The sequence below is a fragment of the Bacillota bacterium genome (genome assembly GCA_012842395.1).
Taxonomy (GTDB): domain Bacteria; phylum Bacillota; class SHA-98; order UBA4971; family UBA4971; genus UBA6256.
Window position 1 is genome coordinate 1 of the sequence record DUSX01000052.1, and the last position, 2,973, is coordinate 2,973.

6 protein-coding genes are annotated in these 2,973 nt (G+C 59.5%); 3 read left to right on the forward strand and 3 right to left on the reverse strand.

Annotated elements, in window-relative coordinates; all coding sequences use genetic code 11:
- The 3 genes from GX515_13260 to GX515_13270 form a co-directional block, all read left to right on the forward strand.
- Nucleotides 1-425 (forward strand): hypothetical protein (locus GX515_13260; protein HHY33962.1); only part of this gene is annotated, 425 nt, incomplete at its 5' end.
- A complete protein-coding gene (locus GX515_13265) occupies nt 422-1,069 on the forward strand; it encodes a response regulator transcription factor (GenBank protein ID HHY33963.1) in 648 nt (215 codons plus the stop codon). The genes GX515_13260 and GX515_13265, both read left to right, overlap by 4 nt.
- 346 nt (nt 1,070-1,415) lie before the next feature.
- Nucleotides 1,416-1,718: a hypothetical protein gene (locus GX515_13270; GenBank protein HHY33964.1), complete on the forward strand. Its 303-nt coding sequence runs from the start codon at nt 1,416-1,418 to the stop codon at nt 1,716-1,718.
- A 94-nt stretch (nt 1,719-1,812) separates the two neighbouring features.
- Here the strand turns inward: GX515_13270 and GX515_13275 are convergent, their stop codons facing one another.
- From GX515_13275 to GX515_13285, 3 genes are all read right to left on the reverse strand, one after another.
- A complete protein-coding gene (locus GX515_13275) occupies nt 1,813-2,160 on the reverse strand; it encodes a hypothetical protein (protein ID HHY33965.1) in 348 nt (115 codons plus the stop codon).
- A complete protein-coding gene (locus GX515_13280) occupies nt 2,117-2,398 on the reverse strand; it encodes a hypothetical protein (protein HHY33966.1) in 282 nt (93 codons plus the stop codon). The genes GX515_13275 and GX515_13280 overlap by 44 nt, the downstream gene beginning before the upstream one ends.
- Nucleotides 2,399-2,431: 33 nt before the next feature.
- The coding region (locus tag GX515_13285; GenBank protein ID HHY33967.1) for a hypothetical protein at nt 2,432-2,973 on the reverse strand (542 nt) is incomplete at its 5' end.

The following is a 2,973-nucleotide window of genomic DNA, read 5'->3' on the forward strand; positions in this document are numbered from 1 at the left end:
TCATCAAGGAGGGGCTGAACAACATAATCCGCCACTCAGATGCGACCCTAGTCACCCTGGCGCTTCTGGAGCATCCGGCCCTCTATCAACTGGTACTGCAGGACAACGGCACGGGTCTCGCATCAAGGCCTGGCCTAGGGCCGCGTGGTGGTGCAGCCTCAGGGGCCGGTGCCAGCGGTGCCACGCCAGGGGCCGGAACCGCTTTGGGCTTCGGTGCTGCTTCAGAGATGGGAGCCGATTTAGGCTTCGGAGCCACCTCGGGCGAGAGAGCCGCGGCCGCCGGCGATGGCCTCGGCTTGCGCAGCATGGAGGATCGAGTCACAGCCCTAGGCGGGCAGTTCTTAGTCGAGCACCAGGGAGGGTTTAGGCTCTTCGTGTCAGTTCCAAAGAGGAGGACCGCGCCGCGAAGGGAGGCGGCACCGTGAGGGTGCTAGTCGTGGATGATGACAGACTAGTATGCGAGTCTTTGAAGATCATACTACAGGCCCATGGCGATGTAGAAGTCGTCGGAACCGGCTATAGCGGGCACGAGGCTGTGGCGCTGTATGCCAAGCTCAAGCCCGATGTGCTCCTGATGGACATCCGCATGGAGGGCATGACCGGCCTCGAGGCGTGCAGGCAGGTGCTGAGCCAGTTCCCGGACGCGCGAGTACTCTTCCTCACGACGTTCCTGGACGACGAGTACATCGTCCAAGCACTGCGCCTTGGGGCGAAAGGGTACATTCTGAAACAGGACTTCGAGAGCATAATCCCTGCGCTAAAGGCCGTCCACACCGGCCAGAGCGTGTTCGGCGACGCAATCGTCACGAAGCTGCCCAAACTCCTGCAAGCCATAGGGAGCGACGAAGGAGACCAAAAGGCTATTGCAGCCCGCCTCTCCGCCCGAGGCATCAACGATAGAGAGAAAGACATCATCGAACTGGTAGCAAGAGGCTTGAGCAACCGGGAGATCGCTGAGACGCTGTATCTTAGCGAAGGCACCGTGCGCAACTACATCAGCGTGATACTCGAGAAGCTCGGGCTACGCGACCGCACACAACTGGCTGTATTCTACCTTGGCAGAATCTAGGTATGGCGCCATAAGTTATCGTGTCCTTTCTTGACGCTGCTAGGGTTGCCTGTGCCGCCCTCCGGGGCGCGCTTACGCGCTTGCGGCGCGCCTCGTTTGTGGGAAGAGGGACCTGGAGGGACCCGGGCCAGCCGGGAACAGATTTCCTTCTGAGATTGCAGGCTATTACACTGAAACGCGGAATATCTCTACGAAACGCGTCGTCCGGCCGCCCGACCTGACGTTGGCCTCTTGGACTAGGCACGGTCGTGCTTGCGCTAGAGCGAAGGATGTGAAGGCAACTATGCCGCTATCAGGGGCAGAATCTCAGCTGCATCGCGGTAGCTGGGATAGGGAGGAGGGCAACATGCGAGTTTGGCTTCATGAGTGCGGAGGCAATGAGTGGGGCTGCAATGCGTGGGGCCTCGACCACACTGGTCTTGCTACGTGGGTGCCCACGCGCGATGAGGTCCTCCTGCGAGTGCCCGGCAAGTTCGATGAGTACCAACGGTGGTTGGCCCGCCATGGATGCAACGTAGTAGAGGCCGCCCCAGGCGACGTCACTGTCGTAGAAGAGGTGTCCGGCAACGAGGTGCTCTTTGAGCATGATCTGGTTCCTGCTACGAGCGACGAGATCTCGGAGTGTCTCAGGTTACTTAGTTGCCATTGAAAAACGCTTCGTTGACGTGGGCGGAGATATGCGCCCTCAATTGTACCTTGACAACCGCATCGGCTTTCGTCTGGTTGGACAGCCCCTTGGTACTTCATGTCATCAGGGCTACGAGCTTATCCACGTTATGGGTGAATACCGAGATCCCCACCCAAGCTGCTGTGCCGTTGGAGCCCTTGAACAGGCACCGGTTGAGACCATACTTTCTCTTGAGCAGGCTGATAGTGGCTTCTCCTCCAGACCGCCAGCGTCTGAGACGTTTGAACCAGGAGGCGCCCTCAATCTCCTGTCTCTTGGCTGAACACTTTCCTGGCTTGGGAATGGCCACATGTTTTATGCCAAGCGCCTCGAGCCCAGCCTCATCCTCATTGGAGTGAAAGCCTCTATCAGCGGCAAACTCATCTAACGACCTGCCAAGAGTGCTTTGAACCTTCTGGGCCATCGGCACCGCTTCTTGTCTGTTTGACGATGCGGGTCAGCACCCTAACCCCGTCGGATAGAAGTCTAGCATCAGTAGGGTGGTGGATATCTGCTTGCACCACCGTCGAATCGACTCTCACCTTCCGGGAACGGATGAGTCTCTCATCGACGGCCTTGTGGATGAGAAGATCGTTCAGTTCCTCTAGAGCCTTGTCACCGAACTTCTTCGTAACCTTGGCCAACGTGGTGAAGTCGGGCACATCGTCCTCAAGACGGATATGGCAGAATCGGCGCTAGGTCATGCTGTCAGCTACTTCCTTGCACAGCCTTTCGTATCCGAGGCCATAGCGCCTCTTGAGATACATCATGCGCAAGTACACGTCTATTGGCGTGCTCGGCCTCCCACAACTCCTGGAGAAATGCTTTGCGAATGGCTCTATAAACCTCTCGAGGTCCGGCCCCACGAGACCGTTTCCGGCAGGGACCGCCCTGCCGCTTGCCGCGAGAGCGCGCGCCATTTTTTCGCGCGGCACGCCCAGTTTCTCTGCGCCAAGCATCACCGGCACGCTCGCCGTAATGCCGAGGTTCCCGCTGCCGCCGCAAGATGCAACCGGCAGTTGCACCCCCGCCATTCGTGCATCGCAGGCGGCAGCCGCGTGGAGCGCCAGCTTGCTCGCCATGCCCGGGCCAAACACCGTCTCCGCCACAGGGCCCTCCCGCAGGGCGCGCATGCCGATGCCTTCATCCGTCGCGAAGCCCGCCCTGGCAATCTCCAGGTTCAACGCGGCACGCTCCACCAGGAAGTCGAGGTCATGGGAGGGTATGTCCAGAATCA

What these genes read in the sequence shown, in the direction of transcription:
- GX515_13275 (HHY33965.1), bottom strand. Translation starts at nt 2,160, where the DNA reads ATGGCCCAGAAGGTTCAAAGCACTCTTGGCAGGTCGTTAGATGAGTTT.
- GX515_13270 (HHY33964.1), top strand. Translation starts at nt 1,416, where the DNA reads ATGCGAGTTTGGCTTCATGAGTGCGGAGGCAATGAGTGGGGCTGCAAT.